This is a genomic window from Microbacterium suwonense, from assembly GCF_030296555.1.
Lineage (GTDB): Bacteria > Actinomycetota > Actinomycetes > Actinomycetales > Microbacteriaceae > Microbacterium > Microbacterium suwonense.
The window spans coordinates 2828843-2847740 of sequence record NZ_AP027728.1 but is presented as its reverse complement, the minus strand read 5'-3'; the positions used below and the strand labels follow the sequence as shown (position 1 = coordinate 2847740).

Below are 18898 nucleotides of genomic sequence, written 5' to 3'. Positions count from 1 at the left end.
GGCGGGGTGGAGATCCACCCCGCCACATCGCACAGCTGTGACCGCCCGCTACCGCTTATCGGCCAGGCAGCTGGACAGCTCCTCCGCCGAGTAGAAGAAGCTTCCGTCGCTGATCGGCGTGCACTCCCCGCCGAAGGCGGTCTCCTGCTCGTTGTACAGCATCCGCACGATCACATCGCCATCCGGCCCGCTGAAGACGTCCCACTGCACATTCGCCGCCATCGGCGCCACCTGCGCCCCGCGCCACGGGTTGTTCTCGTAGGTGAACAGCTCCCCTCCGGCTGCTGCTTCGTGCTGCCTGGCAGCTCGAGCAGCGCGGCCAGCGGCACGATCTCCTCGGCATGGGCGAAGCGGAACTCGGCGGCCGGCGCTTCCTTGCCCGCCGCGACCGCCTCGACGGAGGTGAGGAACGCGTCCACCAGCACGTGCGCCATCCGATATGTGACGTCCGAGCCCGCGAACGCCGGGCCCTTCTTGTAGAAGTCGCCGCCGTCCGAGAGCAGGGCGAAGGTCGCCGCGTCCTCCTCGGACATGTAGGGCGTCATGTCGACGGCGGCATCCTGCTCCATGCCGGGTGCGATGACATACAGCTCGTAGACGTACGAGCCGGCGTCGACCACGCTCTCCAGGTGCTTCTTGCCCTTGCCGTGATCGACCAGGTCGAACTCGCCGTCGTCGATGCGCTTGACGAACTCGGGGGTGAACAGCCTGCTCACGACGTCGCGGGCGGCCGCCGCGATCTCGGGCACCTCCTCGAGCGCGTCCTCGGCATCGCCGAGCTGATCGGAGTCCTCGTAGGCGAGGTAGTCGGGATCGGTGTCGTGGAAATAGAGAAGGTCGCGGTCGTTCGCCTGGGGCTGGATGACGGATGCGAGGTCCGGATCGGCCTTCTCCAGGCCGATCACGAAGTTGTCGGCGCTGTCGACGGCGCGGTCCACGCCCGACGAGACGATGCTGATGGGCGTGCCGTCGGCCACGGCCTTGTCGAAGAGCGGGCCCATCCGCTCGACGGCGCGACGGGCGATGCCCTGGTGCTCCTCGGCTCCGCGCGCGCTCAGCGAGCCATAGCCGATCTCGTCGTGGAGCGCGATGGTCTTCTGGAGATCGGGCCCGAACTGCTCACCCAGCTCGGTGAGCCCGCCGTCCTCGTGCGCGATCTGCCAGAGCTGCCAGAGCAGGTCGTCGTACTTCTTGCTCGACAGCAGCCGCGAGCCGTGTCTGCCGACGTGCTCGATGAGCACGGGCTGGTAGCCTTCGGGCGCCTGCTGGTAGGTCGACGGGTCCTGGAACGGCTCGTACACCGCCTTGGTGCCGTAGAGGTTTCCTGTGGTGCGGAGGGTGGGTTCCGGTGCCGGGCTGGGGGTTCGGCACTCGGCGCCTGGGGTTGGGCGGAACATCCTGCGAGAGCGACGGCAGCCACGACGACGGCCACTGATGCTGATCGACCAAGCCTGCGCGATCGATGGGACATGAGACTCCTCTTCCCCGCCGGGGCGGATTCGCGCGCCCGCTTCGAGGCACGGCCTTGTGCCTCGAACTGCGAACGTCTTTGTCAGGACAATAGAATGTCCTTATTTGCTTGTCAAGAGGCATGACGACTCATCGCCCCGGCACGCGCGTCCGCTCGCGTCGCGGTTCCGAGAGCACTTCCCGTCGCACTTTCTGTCGCTTTCCCCGTGACGCGACGACGATTTCTGCGACGGGGGCGAGGTCAGAGCGCCCGGATGCTCCAGCTCGCGGAGTGCGCGACACCGGGCTCCAGCACGACCAGGTCGACACCGGAGTTGAAGGCGTCCGGCGGGCAGGTCATCGGTTCCACCGCCAGACCACGGCGGCTCGTGGCGGGATCGGGCGTGTCGGCCGTGTGCACCTGCACCCACGGACAGCGCTCGTCCCAGGTCATCGCGACGCCCTCGCCGGAGTCGGTGACGAGCCGGGCCTCGGCGATGCCGTCTGTGCGCGTCAGCTCGGTGAAGGCATGGTCGATGAAGGTGTCGCCGATCCGGCGAGCGCTGCGGAAGTCCCACTCCGGGTGCTGCACGACCGGATGCACGGCGACCGGGCTCAGCCGGTCCGGAGTGACGGTGAGCACTTCGGATGCCGGGAGCATGAGTGTCCACGCATCCACGCCGCCGGCACCGGCGACCAGATAGGGATGCGGCCCGGTGCCCCAGGGGGCGGCATCCGCTCCCAGGTTGCGTCCGGTGACGGTCTGGGTGAGCCCGGCATCCGTGACCCGGTACTCCACCTGCACCTCGACGCGGAACGGATACCCCACTTGCGGGGCGATCACGGTGGTGAGCACGACCCGGTCCTCCGTCGCCTCCTGCGTGGCGAAGTCGGCCCAGCAGACCAGCCCGTGCAGCGCCTGCCCGCGCTCCGGTTCGGTGAGCGGAAGCTGGTGCTCGGCGTCCGCGAAGGCGTAGCGTCCGTCGACGATGCGGTTCGGCCATGGGGCGAGGGTGACGCCGCGGTAGGCGGGACGCACCTGATCGGCCTCGAACGGCACGATCAGGTCGCGCCCGTCGAAGGTCAGGGCGCGCAGCGTCGCCCCGACGCTGGCGATCTCGGCCTGATAGCGTCCGGCGGCGATGGGCAGCCGGCGTCCGGATCGGGGATCGGTCACAGTCCCAGCCTCTCCAGGTAGTGGTTCACGAACCGGCGTTCTGGATCGAGCTCGGCGCGCAGCGCCGCGAAGTCGTCCCAGCGGGGGTATCGGGCGCGCACTTGGGCGCCGTCGAGGGTGGACACCTTGCCCCAGTGCGGCCGCGCCGTCTCCGGCAGCGCCGCCTCGATCACGGGCAGCAGCGCGCGCACGGCCGGCTCGTCGGGGCGCCACGTGAAGTGCAGACCGACGGCATCCGTCCGGTACGCCATGCTCAGCCAGAGATCTTCGGCGGCGACCGTGCGGATCTCGTTCACCAGCAGCAGCGGTGCGATGCGGTCGGCCAGCCCGCGGATCGCCTGCAGTGCCGCCACGGCGTCGCTGCGCGGCACGAGGTACTCGCTCTGCAGCTCGACACCGGCCGACGGGGTGAACTCCAGCCGGAAGTGCGGCAGCCGCTGATACCACACCCCGGGACGCCGCCCTGGTCGGTGCAGGCCACCGCATCGACGCCGAGGATCGGATGCCGCTTGGCATCCGCCGCGACGGACCCGAGTCGCGCGGGAAGATCGCCGGCGAGATCCGCGGCGCCGCGCTGCTTGATCCAGAGCTGGTCGGCCGAGTCGGTGCGCTGCCAGGTGGTGAAGATGCTGACGCTCGTGCCGGCCGAGGTGACCGCATCCAGATCCCCGAGGATCTCGTCCCAGCGGGGGCGGTCGAACACGCGCTGGGCGACCTGATACGTCGGCTCGACGTCGAGCACGAGTTCCAGCACGGCTCCGAGTGCACCGAGGCCCACGACGGCCCCAGCGAATCGCGGCTCGCCGCGGCGCAGGGTCAGAAGCTCGCCGGATGCCGTGAGCAGTGTCAGCTCGCGCACCGCTGAGGCCAGCGATCCGATCGCATCGCCCGAACCGTGAGTCCCGGTGGAGACGGCGCCCGCCACGGAGATGTGCGGCAGTGAGGCGAGGTTCGCCAGCGCCAGGCCCTCGGCCTCGAGCCGCGGCGCGATGTCGCCGTAGCGCAGCGCGCCCGAGACCCGCACCGCATCGCGCTCGGGCGTGACCTCGAACACGCTCGGCAGCTGGTCGAGCGCGATCAGGGTGCCGGTGGTGTCGGCGATGTCGTTGAAGCAGTGCCTGGTGCCCAGCATCCGCACCGGCGATCCGGTCGTGATCAGCGCACGTGCCTCGTCGAGGGTCGCCGGGTGCGCGACGGCACCGCGGTAGCGGACGTTGCCCGCCCAGTTTCGTTCTTCGCCCATCGGGCGCCTCCTCATGATCCGGATCAGCCCAGCGGGTCGGCCAGCAGCCGCTGCATGGCCGCATCCGCCGCGCCGATCAGCAGGCGGTCGGCGCCCAGCGCCGCGGATGCCAGTTCGAGATTCTCCGCCGACGCGGCGAGGGCCCTGGCGCGCACCTCGTCGTCGAAGGCATCCCGATCGACATCGCGCAGGCTTCCGAGGAATCCGCCCAGCACGATCATCGACGGGTTCAGCACATTGACGGCATTGCCGAGAGTGGCGGCGAGGATGCGGCGTTGGCGGCCCGCTTCTGCGATCGCGTCGTCGGATGCCGAGAGAGCGCCGGCCAGCTGCGCATCGTCGGGGGCGACCAGACCGGCGGCGTGCACGAGCCGCGCCCGGTTCACCTCGTCCTCCAGCACACCGCCGTCCACACGGCGATCCGAGGCGTCGGTAAGGCTCGCCGTGGTCTGGCCCCACTCCCCGCGTAGCCGCCCTCGCCGCCGATGAGCCGGCCGTGCAGGATCAGCCCGCCGCCGATGCCGCTGGCGCCGCCGTTGAGGTAGACCACATCGCCGTGCTCGCGGGCCGCGCCGAACAGCCGCTCCGCCCGTGCGCCGAACGAGGCGTCGTTGCCGACCACCACGGGCATCCCCAGGGACCGCTCCAGCGGGCCGGCGATGTCCACATCCCGCCACTGCAGGTGCGGTGCCAGACGCACCACGCCGTCCTCGGTGCGCACCAGACCCGGCACGGCGACCCCTGCGCCGACGATCCGGCAGCCCTGCAGGTCACCGGTGCGCCACACCTCGACCGTGCGTGCGACGAGCTCGACGACCTCGTCCACCCCGGGTCGGTCCACGGCGATGCGCTCGCGCAGGCGGATCGCGCCGCCCAGCGAGACCGCCCCGATCTCGACCGCATCGATCTCGGGGTTCACGCCGAGTGCGACCACATCGGGACTCGGCGCGACGATGGGAGAAGGACGCCCCACCCGCCGGGTCGGGTCGGGGCCGTGCTCGCGGACCAGCCCCGCTTCGGCCAGACGCGACACCAGATCCGACACGGTCGATCGGTTCAGTCCCGTCTCAGCGGTGATGACCGCACGCGATCGTGGCCCGCCATGATGCACGAGACGCAGCACCTCGCCGAGATTGGTGCGCCGCACCCCCTCGACGGTCGTCGCACGATCGTTCATCGTCCCAGGCTATCCATTCCGGCGGGCGTCGCCGGTTCATATGAAAAGCGGGTCACGCGCACGCCACCGCCAAGCCCCTCGGCCCGCCCGCTCACTCGAACGACACCGTCACTCGAACGACATCGCTCACTCGAACGACACCGTCACCAGCCGTGCGTCGTCACCGGTCACCTCGTGCACCGCGCCGGTCAGCCGCACGGTCGCGGGTGCAGTCGCGGTGCCGGGAAGCGTGCGCTGCTCTCGTGTCCGCTGGTTCGAGATCGCCCCGCCGGTGGCGTCGGCCGCACCGGATGCCGGGGCCTGCGCCTCGGCGTGCGCCGCCGCCCAGACCCGCAGCTCACCCGGCTCGACCACGCGCACCATGCGCCGGTCGCTGAACGCGAAGCGGGCGGCGGGCACGTCGAAGTGCACCCGGCGCTGCTCCCCCGGCGCCAGCTGCACGCGGGCATAGCCGATCAGCTGCGTGACCGGACGGGTCACGCTCGCGACCAGGTCGCGACCGTAGAGCTGCACGATCTCGGCAGCGGCGACCTCGCCGGTGTTGCGCACCGTCACGGATGCCGTGAAGCGGCCATCCGTCGCCGCCTCGGCCTGCACGTGCAGGTCGTCGTACGCGAAGGTCGTGTACGACAGCCCGAACCCGAACGGGCGCAGCGGAGTCGGGTCGGTGGAGGTCACCTCGGACGGGCCGCCCAGCGGCGGATGCAGGTAGCTGTACGGCTGCGATCCGGATGAGCGCGGCAGGCTCACCGGCATCCGACCCGACGGCGCGACCGCGCCGGTCAGCACGTCGGCGATGGCCTCGCCGCCGGCCTCGCCCGGGAAGAACGCCTGCAGCACCGCGGCGGGCCGCGGCTGGTCGCCGTCCAGCGCCCAGTCGATGGCGTAGGGGCGCCCGGTGACGAGCACCATCACCACGGGCGTGCCGGTGGCGACCAGCGCCTCGATCAGCTCGCGCTGCACTCCGGGCAGGTCGAGCGACTCGACGTCGTTCCCCTCGCCGACCGTGCCGCGTCCGAACAGCCCCGCCTGGTCGCCGACCACGACGACGGCGACATCGGCATCCGTCGCCGCACCGACCGCGGCCTCGAACCCCGAGCGGTCATCGCCCTCGACCTCGCAGCCGGCCACGTGCACGATCTCGGTGTCCGGCAGCGCAGCGATCAGCGCCTCGCGAACCGTCGGGATCTCGAATCCCAGCACGTACCCGGGGTGGTGCGCCAGCACGTGGTTGGCGAAGGAATAGCATCCCTGCAGCGCGGCGGCGCGATCGGCGTTCGGGCCGACCAGCGCGATGCGGCGCGCGGTGCCCGCCAGCGGCAGGGCGCCGTCGTTCGCCAGCAGCACGAGCGATTCGGACGCCAGCCGGCGCGCCACCTCGCGGTGCCGTGGAGTGTCCAGGTCGATCTGCGCGGGCGGCTCGTCGGCGAAGGCGTCGTCGTCGAGCAGACCGAGCTGCTCCTTCTGCCGCAGAACGCGGATGACCGCACGGTCCAGGTAGGCCTCGTCGAACAGCCCCGCACGCACCCGCTCGACGAGCGGGGCGAGGTAGGCGTCGCCCGAGGGCAGCTCCACATCGATGCCGGCGGTGAGTGCCAGCTCTGCGGCCTCGCCACGATCGGCGGCCACCGCGTGCATCACCTGCAGGAACGCGACCGCGAAGTAGTCGGCCACGACCACGCCGTCGAACCCGAGTCCGTCGCGCAGCAGGCCGGTGAGCAGGGCGGGATCGGATGCCACCGGCACCCCGTCGATCTCGGCATAGCTGTTCATCACGCTGTGCACACCGCCGTCGCGGATCGCCATCTCGAAGGGCGGGAGGAACACGTCGGCGACCTCGCGCGGGCCCGCCGAGACCGGCGCATGGTTGCGGCCGGCCTTCGAGCCGGAATAGCCCAGGAAATGCTTCAGCGTGGCGTGCACGCCGGTGGACTGCATCCCCTCGACGTACGCCGTGCCGACGGTGCCGACCAGGTACGGGTCCTCGCCGATGCACTCGTCCACGCGGCCCCAGCGCGGGTCGCGCACCACGTCCAGCACGGGCGCGAGCCCCTGATGGATGCCGAGCGCCCGCATGGACTCGCCGATCAGCACCCCCATCTCCGCCACCAGCTCAGGGTCGAAGGCTGCGCCCCAGGCCAGCGGAGTGGGGAAGGTCGCCGCCTTCCACGCCGCCAGCCCGGTCAGGCACTCCTCGTGCACGAGCGCGGGGATGCCCAGCCTGGTCTCGCTCTTCAGGCGCCGCTGCTCCTGCCAGAGCCACGCCGCCCGCTCGGCGGGATCGACCGGACGGGTGCCGTACACGCGGGTGTAGTGGCCGATGCCGTCGCGGGTGATCTCTGCGAGCGCGCCCGCCGACTTCGACATCTCGTTCTGCATGGGCGCGACCACGTCGCCGCCCTGGTCGAGCCAGTAGCCCACCAGCTGCGCGGCCTTCTCCTCGAGCGTCATCTCGGCCAGCAGCGCGTGCACGCGCTCGGAGGCAACAGGGAAGGCCGGGATCTGCGAGGTCATGGAAGATCTCTCCGTGGTCGTGTCGTACAGCATCCGTCAGCCCTTCACCGCACCGGTCAGTCCGCCGACGATGCGGCGCTCGAACAGGCTGAAGAAGGCCAGCGCGGGCAGCATCGACAGCGAGGTGTACGCCAGCACGCGGGCGGTGTCGACCGAGTACTGCGAGGCGAAGTTCTGCACGCCCAGCGGCAGGGTGAACAGCGCCTGGTCGCTGAGGATGAACAGCGGCAGGATGTAGCCGTTCCACGACCCGACGAACGCCAGGATGCCGACGGTGATCACACCGGGCAGGCTGAGCGGAACGACCATGCGCCAGAAGAAGCCCAGCCGCGAGGCGCCGTCGATCGATGCCGCCTCTTCGAGCTCCTTGGGGATCGCCCGCAGGAACGGCACCAGGATGATGATCGTCGTCGGCAGTGCGAAGGCGATCTGCGGCAGGATGATGCCGGCCAGGCTGTTCACCAGCCCGAGGTTGCGGATCAGGATGTACAGCGGGGTGATCGCCACCGTCACCGGGAACATCAGCCCTGCCGCGAACACCGCGTACATGATGCCGCGCCCGCCGAAGTCATACCGCGCGATCACGTAGCTGGCCATCACGCCGAGCACGACCGCACCCGCGGTGGTGCCGACCGCCGAGATGGTGGAGTTGAGCATCGCGACCCAGAACTCCGAGCTGGCCAGCACGTCGCCGTAGTTGCCGAGCTTCCACGGTGCGGGGAAGCCTGAGGGGTCGAGGGTGATCTGCGAGTTGGTGCGGAAGCCGCCGATGATGACGTACAGCACCGGGGTGATGCAGATCGTGATCAGCACCAGCGCGACCAGGTACACCGCGGGGCTGCCCCATTTGACGCCGGAGTCGCTGGTGCGACGGCGGCGGTTCGGCGTGATCGCCCGGACGGCGACCCGCGTGTTCAGGCTCTCGGCGCTCATCGGCGCCTCCTTCCGCTGTCCCCGGTGACCGCGCCGTCGGTGTCGCGGCGCAGCACGAAGCGCTGATAGATCAGGGCGACGATGAGGGTGATGATGAACAGCATCACGGCGACGGCGTTGCCGTATCCGTAGCTGCCGGCCAGGTGGCCGTTCTGGTACATGTAGGTCGCCATCGTCGAGGTGCCCGCCGTGGCGGCGATGTACTGGCCCCAGATGATGTTGACCAGGTCGAACAGCTGCAGCGAGCCGATGATCGACAGGAACGCCCAGATGCGGATGGTCGGACCCAGCAGCGGCACGGTGATGCTCCACTGGATCTTCCAGAAGCTCGCGCCGTCGATGGCGGCAGCTTCGTACAGCTCCTCGGGGATGGACTGCATGCCCGCGAGCATGAGGATCACCGCGAAGCCGAGGTACTTCCAGGTGATGATGATCATCAGCGAGCCCATCGCGATCGCGGGATCGGAGATCCAGGACTGCTGCAAGAAGCCGAGACCCCACTTCTCGAGCAGGGAGTTCAGCGCGCCGGCATCCTGCAGCATCAAGCTCCAGCCGATGCCGACGATGACCTCGGAGATGACGTACGGCACGAAGATCAGCACGCGGATGACGGAGCGCCCGCGGATCTTCTGATTCAGCAGCAGGGCAAACAGGATCGCGACCGGCCCCTGCAGCAGGAGCGAGAGCACGACGATGATGCCGTTGTGCAGCACCGCAGCGCGGAAGGTCTCGTCCTCCCACATCATCTTGTAGTTGTCGAGTCCGATGAACTCGGTGGGCCAGCCGAAGCCGTTCCACTTGAAGAAGCCGTAGAACGCGGCCATCGCCACCGGGAGGATGACGAAGCCGACGAACATGATCAGTGCGGGTCCTGAGAGGAGCGCGATCTCGCCGCGCTTGCGCCAGTCGGCCCGCGGCGAGCGCCGCTCCGGGGCGGGCGTGGAGCCCGCCCCGGAGAGGACTTCCTCTCAGACACCGTCATGCTCTGCGGTGCCTGGGTGTCGTGCATGCTCCGGTCAGCCCCTCGCCTGGGCCTTGACGACCGTGTCGATGAGCTTCTCGGGGCTGCCCTGGCCGGCGAGCATCTCGACAACGCCGGTGTTCAGCGCGTTCCCGACGTTCTGGCCGAGGGCGGTGTCCAGCCACAGCGCCACGTACGGAGCCTTCTGGTAGGCCTCCATCAGCGGCTTCAGCGAGGGGTCCTCGACGGCGCCGGTGGCGTCCTGGTTGGCGGGGATGGTCTGGAACGCGACCGCGTACTTCTCCTGCCATTCCTTCGACGAGACGAAGTTGAGGAACTGCTCGCAGGCTGCCGGCGAGTCCGCCGAGCAGGAGTAGCCGTCGACGCCGCCCATCATCGCGCCGGGTGCTCCGTCGCCGCCGTTGACCTCGGGGAAGGGGAACCAGCCCAGGTCGGGCAGCGGCTTCTCGTCGGGGGTGAGGCTGGCGATCACGCCCACGTCCCAGGCGCCCATGAGCTCCATGGCGGCCTTGTGGTTGGCCAGCAGACCGGCCGAGGAGTTCGCGCCCTCCTGCGGGGAGGTGGTCAGGAAGCCCTTGTTGAACGGCTCGATGCCGGCGAAGTCCTGCAGGTTCTGTGCAGCGGTCAGCCAGCACGGGTCGGTGAAGTCGGCCTTGGTCGCCAGGTTCTCGATCAGGTCCTGCCCGCACGCGCGCAGCGAGAAGAAGTAGTACCAGTGCGCGGCCGGCCAGGCGGCCTTCGCGCCGAGGGCGATCGGCTGGATGCCGGCGTCCTTCAGCTTGCCGACAGCGGCCTCGAGCTCGTCCATCGAGGTCGGCTCGGAGGTGATGCCGGCCTGCTCGAACAGGTCCTTGCTGTAGAAGAAGCCGCCGGGGAGCACGGCGCTGGGCATTCCGTAGATCTTGCCGTCGACGGTGAAGGCGCTGAACGGCGCATCGCCGAACGCGGTCTTGACGTCGTCGTCGATGAGACCGGTGAGGTCCTTGACCTTTCCGGCGTCGACGATGTCGGCGAGCTTGCCGCCGCCGCGCGCCATGAAGATGTCGGGCATGTCACCCGAGTTGACGGCGGTCTGCAGCTTGCCGTCCATGTCCTCGTTCTGGATCGAGGTGATCTTGATGGTCACGTCCGGGTTCTCCTTGGAGAACGCGGCGGCCGCGTCGTCCCAGTACGCCTTGCCGTCACCGGTGGTCGAGTTGTGCCACATGGTGAGCGTGGTCTTTCCATCGGCGCTCGGGCCGTCCGTGCCGCCTGAGCAGCCGGTCAGTCCCAGCATCCCGACGGTCGCGACGGCCGCCGCCGCAGCGACCCATGCCTTGCGGATCTTCATGCTGTGTCTCCTCTTCGAGTGGTTCAGCGCGTACGGCCCCATTTGTTGCCGGCTGCACCCAATGTGCTTTCGGGCCCTACTCTGACATCTCGAGGCTATCGTGTCAATCGTTGTCGATAACGTTTTCGAAACCGTTATCGCTCAGTATGCTTGGAAGATGATGCGCCGAACCACCATTCACGACGTCGCTCGCGCCGCCGGCGTCTCCGTGGCGACGGTCTCCAAAGCCATCAACGGCAGGGATGGCGTGGCCGCCGCGACGCTGGCGCATGTGCTCAGCGTGGTGGACGAACTCGGCTACGAGAGCTCACTGGTGGCCACGTCGATGCGCCGGCACCGCACCAACGTCATCGGCGTGCTCGTCGCGGAGTTCGAGCCCTTCGCACTGCAGCTGCTGAGCGGAGTCTCGACGGCGCTGCAGGGCACCCGGTACGACGTGCTCGCCTACGCCGGCAGCATCTCAGCCGGTGAGCACCGCGGCTGGGAGCGCCGGTCGCTTTCGCGCCTGGGCGGCACCCTGATCGACGGGGCCATCATCGTCACCCCGACCTCCACGCCCCCCGAGACGTCGGTGCCCATCGTGGCGATCGACCCGCACGCCGGCCCTGACGGGCCCGCCACGGTGAGCGTGATCAACCTGGACGGGGCACGAGCCGCCACCGAGCACCTGGTCTCGCTGGGGCACCGGCGCATCGCGCATCTGCGCGGACGCACCGACCTGGAATCCGCCCAGCAGCGCGAGAAGGGATATCGCAGCGCGCTCGAGGATGCCGGCATCCGCTTCGACCCCACCCTGGTGGCCGATGGCGGATACCGCACCGCCGACTCCACCGCCGGCGCGCACGCCCTGCTGGAGCTGCCGGAGCCGCCCACCGCGGTGTTCGCCGCCAACGACCTCTCGGCGATCGAGATGATCCGCGTCGCCGCCGAACACGGACTGCGGGTACCCGACGATCTCTCGGTGATCGGCTTCGACGACATCCCCAACGCCGCGGCGCACACGCCGCAGCTCACGACTGTGCGCCAGCCGCTGCCCGAGATGGGCGCGGCGGCCGTGCGCGTGCTGCTGACGATGCTCGACGGCGGAGAGTACGAGCACGTGCGGATGCCGGCTGAGCTGGTCGTGCGCGAGTCCACCGCCCCACCGCGGGCCTGATTCCGCCGATTCTTCGCAGGAACGGGCATTGCATCCGTGCTTCGCTCTTGATATGTTTTCCTTAACAACAATTCATCGATGTCGCTGAAGGCGGATCACCATGTCACTCACTCCCACCAAGGCGGACCGGTTCTCGTTCGGCCTCTGGACCGTCGGCTACAACGGAACCGACCCGTTCGGCGGACCCACCCGCAATGCACTCGACGTCGTGCACGCCGTGGAGAAGCTCGCTGAGCTCGGCGCGTACGGCCTGACTTTCCACGACGACGACCTGTTCGCGTTCGGATCGACCGATGCCGAGCGGCAGAAGCAGATCGATCGGCTCAAGGGCGCCCTGGCCGACACCGGCCTGATCGTTCCGATGGTCACCACCAACCTGTTCAGCGCACCGGTCTTCAAGGACGGCGGCTTCACCTCCAACGACCGGCAGGTGCGCCGCTACGCGCTGCGCAAGGTGCTGCGTCAGCTCGACCTCGGCGCCGAGCTGGGTGCGAAGACCTTCGTGATGTGGGGCGGACGCGAGGGCGCCGAGTACGACTCCGCCAAGGACGTCCGCGCAGCGCTGGAGCGCTACCGCGAGGCCGTCAACCTGCTCGGCGACTACGTCACCGACAAGGGCTACGACATCCGGTTCGCCATCGAGCCCAAGCCCAACGAGCCCCGCGGCGACATCCTGCTGCCGACCCTCGGTCACGCGCTGGCGTTCATCGAGTCGCTGGAGCGTCCGGAGCTGGTGGGCCTGAACCCCGAGGTCGGCCACGAGCAGATGGCGGGCCTGAACTTCGCGGCCGGCATCGCGCAGGCGCTGTACCACGGCAAGCTGTTCCACATCGACCTGAACGGCCAGCGCGGCATCAAGTACGACCAGGATCTGGTCTTCGGCCACGGCGACCTGCACAACGCCTTCGCGCTGGTCGACCTGCTCGAGAACGGCGGCCCCGGCAACACGCCCACCTACGACGGCCCGCGCCACTTCGACTACAAGCCCAGCCGCACCGAGGATGAGAACGGCGTCTGGGACTCGGCCGCCGCGAACATGCGGATGTACCTGCTGCTCAAGGAGCGGGCAGAGGCGTTCCGCGCCGACCCCGAGGTGCAGGAGGCTCTCGCTGCGGCGAAGGTCGCCGAGCTGTCACAGCCGACGCTGAACGAGGGCGAGAGCTACGACGATCTGCTGGCCGACCGCAGCGCCTTCGAGGACTTCCAGCCGGACGCCTACCTGGGCGGCAAGGGCTTCGGTTTCGTGCGGCTGCAGCAGCTGGCGTCCGAGCACCTGATGGGCGCCCGCTGACCCAACCGGTCCCTTCGCCGAGACCCCTCCTCGTCGTCGAAACCCCCGCGCAGCAGCGCATCTGCTGAGGGGTCTCGACGGTGCTGAGGGGTCTCGGCGTCAAGAACATGAGATGAGAGGATGCCGGGCATGGCATTCGTGATGGGCGTCGACTCGTCGACGCAGTCCTGCAAGGTCGTGATCGTGGACACCGCGACGGGTGAGGTCGTGCGCACCGGGCGTGCGTCGCATCCGGAGGGCACCTCCGTCGACCCCGACGCCTGGTGGGATGCTCTGCAGTCGGCGATCACGGATGCCGGTGGGCTGGCAGACGTGGAGGCCTGGTCCATCGGCGGGCAGCAGCACGGCATGGTCGCGCTGGATGCATCCGGTCGCGTCATCCGCGACGCACTGCTGTGGAACGACACCCGCTCGGCCGGTGCCGCGGACGACCTCATCGCCGAATTCGGCGCCGCTGAGCTCGCCCGGCGCACGGGCCTGGTGCCGGTGGCCTCCTTCACGATCACCAAGCTGCGCTGGCTGCGCGACGCGGAGCCAGGCAATGCCGAGCGGGTCGCCGCCGTCGCGCTCCCCCATGACTGGCTCACCTGGCGACTGCGCGGCTTCGGGCCGGAGAACCCCGGCTCGACGAACTGGTCACCGACCGGTCGGATGCCAGCGGCACCGGCTACTGGAACCCCGAGACCGGTGAGTACGATCGCGAGCTGCTGATCGCCGCGCTGGGGCACGATGCGGTGGCGCCGCGAGTGCTCGGGCCGTCGGATTCGGTCACGGATGCCGAAGACCGGCGGGTCGCCCCGGGAGCCGGGGACAACGCCGGGGCTGCGCTCGGTGTCGGAGCAGGCCTCGGAGACGTGGTGGTGTCCATCGGCACCAGCGGCACGGTCTTCGCAGTCAGTGAGCGGCCGGTGCATGACAGCACGGGAACGATCGCGGGCTTCGCGGATGCCGCCGGCCGGTTCCTGCCGCTGGTCGCGACGCTCAACGCCGCGCGGGTGCTCGACGTCGTCGCGCGCCTGCTCGGAGTGGATCACGACGAGCTGTCCCGCCTGGCACTGACCGCCTCATCGGGCGCCGACGGCCTGACGCTGCAGCCGTACTTCGAGGGCGAGCGCACACCCAACCTGCCGGATGCCACCGCCACGCTCAGCGGCATGACCCTGGCGTCCACGACCCGTGAGAACCTCGCCCGTGCAGCCATCGAGGGCATGCTGTCGGGGCTCGGCGCGGGCCTGGACGCACTGCGCGAGCAAGAAGTGCCACTCGAACGCGCCCTGCTGATCGGAGGCGGTGCGCAGTCCCAGGCGGTGCGCGAGATCGCGCCGGCCGTGCTCGGCATCCCCGTCGAGGTTCCCGCCCCGGCCGAGTATGTCGCCCTCGGAGCCGCCCGCCAGGCGGCATCCGTCCTCACCTCCCGCTGAGGAGACTTCCCTCCGGGCACGAGACTTCCCTCCGGGCACGAGACTTCCCTCCGGGCCTGAGACTTCCCTCTGGGCGCGAGACTTCCTTCGCAGCACGAGACACGTGCGCACACGTGCTGTCTCGTGCTGGAAGGGAAGTCTCGTGCTGGAAGGGAAGTCTCCCGCCCGCTCAGAGCCCCCGCCCGCTCAGAGCCCCTGCGCGAGACGGAAGTAGGCCTGGTTCCAGCGGACCTGCTTCTGAAACTCGGGCAGTGTCGTCGCCTCGTCGATGACGAGCAGCTCGATCCCCGACATCTCGGCGAAGTCGCGGAACGCCTCGATCCCCACGGCGGTCGACATCACGGTGTGATGCGCGGCACCCGCGGTGAGCCAGGCAGCGGCGCTGGTGTTGAAGTCGGGGGCCGGCTTCCAGACCGCACGACCCACCGGCAGCTTGGGCAGCGCCGCGCGCGGCTCGACGTTCTCGACCACGTTCGCGGTCAGGCGGAACCGGTCGCGCATATCGCTGAGGGCCACGACCACGGCAGGACCGGGGTCGGCGGTGAAGACCAGGCGCACCGGATCGTCCTTGCCGCCGATGCCGAGCGGGTGGATCTCCAGGGTGGGCTTGGCCGAAGTGAGCGAAGGCGACACCTCGAGCATGTGCGCGCCGAGGATCAGCTCGTCGCCGGGGGTCATGTCGTAGGTGTAATCCTCCATCAGGCTCGCCCCACCCGGCAGGCCGGCGCCCATGACGTTCGCGATGCGCACGAGCACGGCGGTCTTCCAGTCGCCCTCCGCCCCGAAGCCGTAGCCCTCGGCCATCAGCCGCTGCACAGCCAGGCCGGGCAGCTGCTTCAGCTCGCCGAGGTCTTCGAACGAGGTGGTGAAGGCGCCGAAGCCGCCCTCCTCCAGGAATGAGCGCAGCCCGAGCTCGATCGCGGCGCCGTCGCGCAGGGACTGGTGACGATCGCCGCCGCGGCGCAGCTCAGGCGCGACCTCGTAGAGCTCCTCGTATTCGGCGACGAGCGCGTCGATGTCGGCATCAGACGCCTGCGCCACAGCATCCGCCAACTCGTTCACGCCCCAGGTGTTCACCTGCACGCCCAGCCGCAGCTCCGCCTCGGTCTTGTCGCCCTCGGTGACGGCGACGAAGCGCATGTTGTCGCCGAAGCGCGCGAGCTTGAGCGAACGGGATGCCGCCAGGCCCGCCGCGGCGCGCTGCCAGATGCCCAGCTCCTGACGCACCCGTGGATCGCTGGCATGACCGACGATGGTCTTGCGCGGCACGTTCAGGCGGGTCTGGATGTACCCGAACTCGCGGTCGCCGTGCGCGGCTTGGTTCAGGTTCATGAAGTCGAAGTCGATGTCGGCCCAGGGCAGCTCGACGTTGGCCTGGGTGTGCAGGTGTGCGAGCGGCTTCTGCAGCGCATCGAGGCCGGCGATCCACATCTTCGCCGGGCTGAAGGTGTGCATCCAGGCGACCACGCCGATCACGCGGTCGTCGGCGTTGGCCTCGAGCATGATCCGCTTGATGGCGGCGGAGTCGGTCAGCACCGGCTTCCAGACGATGCGCACCGGCACCTCGGATGCCGCATCCAGCACGTCGGAGATGCCGCGGGACTGCTCCGCGACCTGCGCCAGGGTCTCGGGGCCGTACAGGTGCTGGCTGCCGGTGAGGAACCAGACCTCGTAGCCGTCGAGGGAGGTGGTGAGCGGAGTGCGGGTCATGAGGATTCCTTCGGTGTCACGTTCCCGAGAGGGGTCGGGACGGAGGGTGGGATGGGGCGAGGTCAGAGGGAGTCGACGGCGGCGGCCTCGATGGCCAGGCCCGCCCGGTAGCGGTCGAGATAGGTGGTGAAGCCGGCGACGTCGCCCGGGTCGGGGTCGACGACGGAGACGGATGCTGTCGCGAAGACCTCCTCGCCGAGGTAGGCGTCCAGGCTCTTCTGCGGCGCATGCTGCAGATACGAGGCGAGCACGGCGATGCCCCAGGCCCCGCCCTCGGATGCCAGCTCGCCGACAGCGACCGGTGCACCGAGTGCGCCGGCCAGGAAGCGCTGGGCAACGCCCGCGGTGCGGAACATGCCGCCGTGGGCGAACATGCGGTCGAGCCCCACGCCCTCCTCCGCGAGAACCTGCATGCCCAGCGCGAGGGTGCCGAACACGCCGTACAGCTGCGCACGCATGAAGTTCGCCAGGTTCAGGGCGCTGTCGGGCGTGCGCACGAACAGCGGACGCCCCTCGGAGAGACCGGCGATCGGCTCTCCGGCCAGGTGATTGTAGGCGATCAGGCCACCGGCATCCGGCTCTCCTGCCAGCGCCTCGCGGAACAGCGCCTCGAAGGCGGAATCGTCGCTCACCGGCTGCCCGGCCGCTGCGGCGAACCGCGTGAACATGCCGGCCCAGGCGGCCAGTTCGCTGGCGCCGTTGTTGCAGTGCACCATGGCGACTGCATCCCCGACGGGGGTGGTGACCAGATCGAGTTCGTGATGCACCTTCGCCAGCGGTCGCTCGAGCACGACCATCGCGAAGATGCTGGTGCCCGCCGACACGTTGCCGGTGCGCGGGGCGACGGAGTTCGTGGCGACCATGCCGGTGCCGGCATCGCCCTCGGGCGGACAGAGCGGGATGCCGGGCTGCAGCACGCCGCTCGGATCCAGCAGCGCCGCGCCCTCGGCCGTGAGCGCGCCCGCATCCGCTCCCGCGGGGAGCACGGCGGGCAGCAGCTCGCGCACGGATGCCGGAAGCCGCCCCGCCACGAGGGTGTCGCAGGCCTGCAGCATCCGCTCGTCGTAATCGCAGGCGGTCGAGTCGATCGGGAACATGCCGGATGCGTCGCCGACGCCGAGCACCCGCCGCCCGGTCAGCCTCCAGTGCACGTACCCGGCCAGGGTGGTGACGAAGTCGAGCTGCGGCACGTGCGGCTCGGCATCGACGACGGCCTGATGCAGATGCGCGATCGACCAGCGCAGTGGGATGTTCACGCCCAGCAGTTCGGTGAGCTCCGCCGCCGCGACGGTGGTGTTCGTGTTGCGCCAGGTGCGGAACGGCACGAGCAGGTCTCCCGACGCGTCGAACGCGAGGTAGCCGTGCATCATCGCCGAGACGCCGATGGCGCCGAAGGTCTCGGGACGCACGCCGTAGCGGTCATGCGCGTCGGCGACGAGGTCGGCGAAGGCCGCCTGCAATCCCGCCCACACCTCGTCCAGGCGGTACGTCCACAGGCCGTCCTCGAGCCGGTTCTCCCACGAGAACGATCCGGTGGCGAGCACCTCGCTCGGGTCGGAGCCGATCAGACAGGCCTTGATTCGAGTGGAGCCGAGTTCGATGCCCAGGCTCGTGCGACCGGCGAGGATGTCCTCGCGCGCGGATCCCGGCCGAGTGGTCATCGCCGAGTGTCCGAGTTCTGCCCGTAGACGTTCTGGTAGCGGTCGTACAGGCTGTCGATCGCCTGCTGCGGGATGGGGATCAGCGGCCCGGCCTCGCGGGCGTGATGCACGGTGCGCGCGACGTCCTCGACCATGACTGCGGCCTTGACGGCGTCCTTGGCATCCGCCCCGATCGTGAACGGACCGTGGTTCTGCATGAGCACGGCGCGGGAGCGGTGCCCGCTGAGTGTGTCGACGATGCCGCGGCCGATCGAGTCGTCGCCGATGATCGCGAACGGGCCGACCGGGATGGGCCCGCCGAACTCGTCGGCCATCGCGGTGATGACGCAGGGGATCTCCTCGCCGCGTGCCGCCCATGCCACCGCGTAGGTGGAGTGAGTGTGCACGACGCCGCCGACCTCGGGCATGTGCCGGTACACGTAGGCGTGCGCAGCGGTGTCGCTGGACGGCGAGCGGTCGCTGCCGGGAGTGCCCGGGATGACGTTGCCGTCCAGGTCGCAGAGGATCATGTTCTCGGGCGCCAGATCGTCGTAGCTCACGCCGGAGGGCTTGATGACGAACAGGTCGGCGCTCGGATCCTCTCCAATGCGAACCCGGCCGGACACGTTCCCGCCGGTCCATACGACCAGGCCGTAGCGCACCAGCTCACCGTGCAGGCGAGCCACATCGGCTCGAACCGCGGCGATGGCCGCGTCGATCTCAGGACTGAACGTCATCATCGGATCCTCTCGGGTCGTCCATCGACGGACTGTGACCGGTCACAGTCATTGTCTCATCGCGCCGGGGCGAGGTCAATCCCCGTGCTCGTCCGCCCCGCGTCCCGAGTCGCCCGGCCTTCAGGTCGCAATGGATGT

13 protein-coding genes and 3 pseudogenes are annotated in these 18898 nt (G+C 69.5%); 3 read left to right on the top strand and 13 right to left on the bottom strand.

Features of this window, described 5'->3' with window-relative positions; all coding sequences use genetic code 11:
* Positions 1 to 48: 48 nt before the first annotated feature.
* The 10 genes and pseudogenes from QUE33_RS14285 to QUE33_RS14245 form a co-directional block, all read right to left on the bottom strand.
* Positions 49 to 222: a hypothetical protein gene (locus QUE33_RS14285; protein WP_286300888.1), complete on the bottom strand. Its 174-nt coding sequence runs from the start codon at positions 220 to 222 to the stop codon at positions 49 to 51.
* The gene (locus QUE33_RS14280; protein ID WP_286300887.1) at positions 171 to 1397 is read right to left on the bottom strand and encodes a histidine-type phosphatase; all 1227 of its coding nucleotides are present in this window, start codon (positions 1395 to 1397) and stop codon (positions 171 to 173) included. Before QUE33_RS14280 ends, QUE33_RS14285 begins: the two co-directional genes overlap by 52 nt.
* A 314-nt stretch (positions 1398 to 1711) precedes the next feature.
* Positions 1712 to 2626: an aldose 1-epimerase family protein gene (locus QUE33_RS14275; RefSeq protein ID WP_286300886.1), complete on the bottom strand. Its 915-nt coding sequence runs from the start codon at positions 2624 to 2626 to the stop codon at positions 1712 to 1714.
* Positions 2623 to 3869 (bottom strand): annotated as a pseudogene (locus tag QUE33_RS14270) (D-arabinono-1,4-lactone oxidase). The gene QUE33_RS14275 and the pseudogene QUE33_RS14270 overlap by 4 nt, the downstream one beginning before the upstream one ends.
* A gap of 23 nt (positions 3870 to 3892) precedes the next feature.
* A complete protein-coding gene (locus tag QUE33_RS16285; RefSeq protein WP_350226471.1) occupies positions 3893 to 4282 on the bottom strand; it encodes an ROK family protein in 390 nt (129 codons plus the stop codon).
* Positions 4252 to 5046, bottom strand: a complete 795-nt coding sequence (locus QUE33_RS14265; protein ID WP_350226470.1) for an ROK family transcriptional regulator — start codon at positions 5044 to 5046, stop codon at positions 4252 to 4254. The genes QUE33_RS16285 and QUE33_RS14265 overlap by 31 nt, the downstream gene beginning before the upstream one ends.
* 126 nt (positions 5047 to 5172) lie before the next feature.
* Positions 5173 to 7560, bottom strand: a complete 2388-nt coding sequence (locus tag QUE33_RS14260) for a beta-xylosidase/alpha-l-arabinosidase (RefSeq protein ID WP_286300885.1) — start codon at positions 7558 to 7560, stop codon at positions 5173 to 5175.
* A gap of 36 nt (positions 7561 to 7596) precedes the next feature.
* Positions 7597 to 8493 (bottom strand): carbohydrate ABC transporter permease, encoded by an 897-nt coding sequence (locus QUE33_RS14255; protein WP_286300884.1) that lies wholly within the window; start codon positions 8491 to 8493, stop codon positions 7597 to 7599.
* Positions 8490 to 9446: pseudogene (locus QUE33_RS14250) on the bottom strand (carbohydrate ABC transporter permease); the annotation flags it as partial. The pseudogene QUE33_RS14250 and the gene QUE33_RS14255, both read right to left, overlap by 4 nt.
* Before the next feature lie 63 nt (positions 9447 to 9509).
* Positions 9510 to 10805, bottom strand: coding sequence for an ABC transporter substrate-binding protein (locus QUE33_RS14245; protein ID WP_286300883.1), 1296 nt, complete (start codon positions 10803 to 10805; stop codon positions 9510 to 9512).
* Positions 10806 to 10962: 157 nt separating this feature from the next.
* Between QUE33_RS14245 and QUE33_RS14240 the strand changes: the two genes are divergently transcribed.
* The 3 genes and pseudogenes from QUE33_RS14240 (at position 10963) to xylB (ending at position 14673) form a co-directional block, all read left to right on the top strand.
* Entirely contained in the window at positions 10963 to 11961 is a 999-nt protein-coding gene (locus QUE33_RS14240) for a LacI family DNA-binding transcriptional regulator (RefSeq protein WP_286300882.1), read from the top strand.
* A gap of 100 nt (positions 11962 to 12061) precedes the next feature.
* A complete protein-coding gene (xylA, locus tag QUE33_RS14235; protein WP_286300881.1) occupies positions 12062 to 13252 on the top strand; it encodes a xylose isomerase in 1191 nt (396 codons plus the stop codon).
* Positions 13253 to 13381: 129 nt separating this feature from the next.
* Positions 13382 to 14673, top strand: a pseudogene (xylB, locus tag QUE33_RS14230) (xylulokinase).
* Between the two features lie 186 nt (positions 14674 to 14859).
* On the opposite strand, the gene araA reads toward xylB, so the two are convergent.
* The 3 genes from araA to QUE33_RS14215 all read right to left on the bottom strand — a co-directional run bounded on the left by araA (position 14860) and on the right by QUE33_RS14215 (position 18763).
* Positions 14860 to 16383 carry an L-arabinose isomerase gene (araA, locus tag QUE33_RS14225; RefSeq protein WP_286300879.1) on the bottom strand — a complete coding sequence of 508 codons (1524 nt, stop codon included), beginning with the start codon at positions 16381 to 16383 and terminating at the stop codon, positions 14860 to 14862.
* Between the two features lie 62 nt (positions 16384 to 16445).
* Complete coding sequence (locus tag QUE33_RS14220; protein WP_286300878.1) at positions 16446 to 18044, bottom strand: xylulokinase; 1599 nt, start codon at positions 18042 to 18044, stop codon at positions 16446 to 16448.
* Positions 18041 to 18763 (bottom strand): L-ribulose-5-phosphate 4-epimerase, encoded by a 723-nt coding sequence (locus tag QUE33_RS14215; RefSeq protein WP_286300877.1) that lies wholly within the window; start codon positions 18761 to 18763, stop codon positions 18041 to 18043. The genes QUE33_RS14220 and QUE33_RS14215 overlap by 4 nt, the downstream gene beginning before the upstream one ends.
* Between the last annotated feature and the right edge of the window lie 135 nt (positions 18764 to 18898).

Excerpts from the sequence above, each read along its gene's own strand:
- QUE33_RS14285 (WP_286300888.1), bottom strand. The coding sequence starts at position 222 with ATGGCGGCGAATGTGCAGTGGGACGTCTTCAGCGGGCCGGATGGCGAT.
- QUE33_RS14280 (WP_286300887.1), bottom strand. The coding sequence starts at position 1,397 with ATGTTCCGCCCAACCCCAGGCGCCGAGTGCCGAACCCCCAGCCCGGCA.
- QUE33_RS14265 (WP_350226470.1), bottom strand. The coding sequence starts at position 5,046 with ATGAACGATCGTGCGACGACCGTCGAGGGGGTGCGGCGCACCAATCTC.
- QUE33_RS14260 (WP_286300885.1), bottom strand. The coding sequence starts at position 7,560 with ATGACCTCGCAGATCCCGGCCTTCCCTGTTGCCTCCGAGCGCGTGCAC.
- QUE33_RS14255 (WP_286300884.1), bottom strand. The coding sequence starts at position 8,493 with ATGAGCGCCGAGAGCCTGAACACGCGGGTCGCCGTCCGGGCGATCACG.
- QUE33_RS14245 (WP_286300883.1), bottom strand. The coding sequence starts at position 10,805 with ATGAAGATCCGCAAGGCATGGGTCGCTGCGGCGGCGGCCGTCGCGACC.
- QUE33_RS14240 (WP_286300882.1), top strand. The coding sequence starts at position 10,963 with ATGATGCGCCGAACCACCATTCACGACGTCGCTCGCGCCGCCGGCGTC.
- xylA (WP_286300881.1), top strand. The coding sequence starts at position 12,062 with ATGTCACTCACTCCCACCAAGGCGGACCGGTTCTCGTTCGGCCTCTGG.
- araA (WP_286300879.1), bottom strand. The coding sequence starts at position 16,383 with ATGACCCGCACTCCGCTCACCACCTCCCTCGACGGCTACGAGGTCTGG.
- QUE33_RS14220 (WP_286300878.1), bottom strand. The coding sequence starts at position 18,044 with ATGACCACTCGGCCGGGATCCGCGCGCGAGGACATCCTCGCCGGTCGC.
- QUE33_RS14215 (WP_286300877.1), bottom strand. The coding sequence starts at position 18,763 with ATGATGACGTTCAGTCCTGAGATCGACGCGGCCATCGCCGCGGTTCGA.